Below are 712 nucleotides of genomic sequence, written 5' to 3' on the forward strand. Positions count from 1 at the left end.
AAACGATGCCTTCCGGGTCAATCATCCGGAAAAGATTGCCGTTCTCGTCGTACTGATTCTCTATCTGGGTGCCGTCGGGCCGGGTGATAATCACCTTGCGTGCCCAGTCATCATCCACGCTAGGAGTGTCGTGATACTCGATCTGGGTCGTCTGGCTCCCTGCGCCCGGTGAAGGCTCTGGAGACACAATCTGCGTCAAGCGGCTCTGGGCATCGAAATGAATCTGGGTGACAGCGCCGCGTGGATCCGTGATCTCGGTGTATCCCGTGTGGTACGCATATTGGGTAACGCGGATATCCGTGTCGCTGACGAACTGCCGAACTTCCTCAATTCGACCGGAGGCGTCGTAGTCGAACTCGGCCTTAGCGCCGTCCGACTGTGTGATGCGTGCAATCCGGTTGGTCGAACCGACATACTCATAGATTGTTTCAAATCGATCGAGATCAGAGACATTATTGTCGTCTGGGGTCAGGTCGGTGAAAACTTTGTGCAGGCGGCCATGATCGTCATATTTGTAATAGGTGCGGGTCGTTTCCGTCAGGATTTGAGCATCCTTGTCCGCCTCACTGGCGTAGAACCTGACTTCGATACGGTCGACGCGTCCGTCCAGCCATCGATACTGGACGAATTCACCTGTTGCAGTTGTCACGCGGGTGAGTTCGTCGCCCGTGTAGGAATAGGTCAGGTCGTTGCCATAGGTGTCGAAACGACG

General features: G+C 55.2%; 1 protein-coding gene. It reads right to left on the reverse strand.

All coding sequences use genetic code 11. The annotated features are described in order from the left end of the window. Nucleotides 1–712, reverse strand: a 712-nt coding sequence (locus tag RMQ97_RS15490) for a hypothetical protein (RefSeq protein ID WP_413661805.1), incomplete at both ends; no start/stop codon positions are given.

Source organism: Maricaulis sp. D1M11 (genome assembly GCF_047308265.1).
In the GTDB taxonomy this organism is placed as follows: Bacteria; Pseudomonadota; Alphaproteobacteria; order Caulobacterales; family Maricaulaceae; genus Maricaulis.